Source organism: Brevundimonas sp., assembly GCF_036677305.1.
GTDB lineage: Bacteria > Pseudomonadota > Alphaproteobacteria > Caulobacterales > Caulobacteraceae > Brevundimonas.
In genome coordinates, this window is the sequence record NZ_JAKFEB010000118.1 from 1 (window position 1) to 1827 (window position 1827).

The window sequence follows — 1827 nt, forward strand, 5'->3', positions numbered from 1 at the left end:
CTGACCTCATAGGCGAAGTCGACGTGCCCCGGCGTGTCCATCAGGTTCAGGACATAGTCGAGCCCGTCGCGGGCCTTGTAGTTCAGGCGCACCGTCTGCGCCTTGATGGTGATCCCCCGCTCCTTCTCGATATCCATATTATCGAGCACCTGCGCCGACATTTCGCGCGCGGTCAGGCCGCCGGTCACCTGAATGAGGCGGTCGGACAGGGTGGATTTGCCGTGGTCGATGTGCGCGACAACGGAGAAATTCCGGATACGGTCGATGGGAGGGGTCGTCATGGCCGCGCCGGTAGCACGGCGGGGCGGAATCGCCAACGCGGACGCCGGGGGCGTCGATGCCCGGCAACCGCGATTGTGGCGGATTACTTCGCCGTAAGGGCGTGCTTTCGGGTTTGAGAAGCATCACGGGAACAGCTATTCAACGGCTGATGACAGAGCGCCCGCGCGGCGCCGACGGTCGGCGCGCGGTCCCCCCGGCTGCGGCGCCCAACAGGGGATCAGACGTGGCGAACATCAAACGGAACCTGCGTGCCGGTGCGGCGGTCGTGCTTGTCGGCCTGACACTGGCCGCCTGCGGCGGCGAAGGCGACGCCAAGAAGGCCGAAGCCAAGGCCGGCGAAAAGGCCGGCGGCGCATCGACCCAGACCGTCTCGATCGTGGTCGCCTCGCTGCAGAACCTGCCGCGCACCGTCACGGCATCGGGCACCGTCTCGGCCTGGGAAGAAGTGCCGGTCGGCGCCGAGACCGGCGGGCTGACGGCGACGGGCGTCTATGTCGACGAAGGGACCTATGTGCGTCAGGGCCAGCCGCTGGTGCAGATGAACGACGCCCTGCTGCGCGCCCAGCTGCGCCAGCAGCAGGCGGCGGTCGAAACGGCGCAGGCCAACGCAGCGCGCGATCAGGCGGCGCTGGGCCGGGCCCAGGAACTGAAGGAGCGCGGTTTCCTCAGCCAGGCCTCGCTGGATACGGCCCTGGCCAACCAGCGCGCCTCGAGCGCCAATGTGGCGGCGGCGCAGGCGTCTCTGTCCGAGACCCGCACCCGCCTGTCGCAGGCGACGATCAAGGCGCCGGTCTCGGGTCTGGTCATCAGCCGCAACGTCACGCGCGGGCAGATCATCTCGCCGGGAACCGAGCTGTTCCGGATCGTGCGCGACGGTCGGCTCGAACTGGACGCACAGGTGCCGGAGACCGATCTGGCCCTGGTCCGCGCGGGCCAGAGCGCCGTGATCTCGTCCGACCAGATCGGCGAGACGACCGGCCGCGTCCGCATCGTGACGCCCGAGGTCAACGCCGAGAACCGTCTGGGCGTGGCCCGCATCGCCCTGGTCGGCGGCGGCTTCCGCCCCGGCATGTTCGCCCGCGCCCGTATCCAGGTCGGCGACCAGCCGGCGGTGACCGTGCCCACGGCGGCTGTGCTGTACCGCGAGAACCGCGCCGGCGTCTTCATGCTGGGGACCGACAACCGGGCCCATTTCCAGCCCGTGACGGTGCTGTCGCGCACGACGGATTCCACCGCGGTCAGCGGTCTGGCCGCGGGTTCCCGCGTCGTCGTCGCCGGCGCCGGCTTCCTCGGCGAGGGCGACCGGGTAACGGTCGCGCCGGCCGCGCGGCCGGTGGGCGAGCGCGCCTCTGCGGCCCGCGCCGCGGCGGTGAACGCCGCAGCCGCCCGCACCGCCCAAGCCAAGAAATAGGCCGCGACGATGAAAAACATCTCGTCCTGGTCGATCAAGAATCCGATCCCGATCATCCTCATGTTCGTGCTGCTGACGCTTGCGGGCGTCAACGGCTTCATGGGGATGCGGATCAACAACAACCCCGACATCGA

Annotated in this window: 2 protein-coding genes; one reads left to right on the plus strand and one right to left on the minus strand. The window is 69.4% G+C overall.

The window, feature by feature from the left end; genetic code table 11:
• Window positions 1–281: GTP-binding protein (locus tag V6M42_RS06940; protein ID WP_332677966.1), on the minus strand; the 281-nt coding region annotated here is incomplete at its 3' end.
• A gap of 224 nt (window positions 282–505) precedes the next feature.
• On the opposite strand from V6M42_RS06940, the gene V6M42_RS06945 reads away from it, so the two are divergent.
• On the plus strand, window positions 506–1693 hold the full coding sequence (locus V6M42_RS06945) for an efflux RND transporter periplasmic adaptor subunit (protein ID WP_332677967.1): 1188 nt from the start codon (window positions 506–508) through the stop codon (window positions 1691–1693).
• Window positions 1694–1827 lie beyond the last annotated feature (134 nt).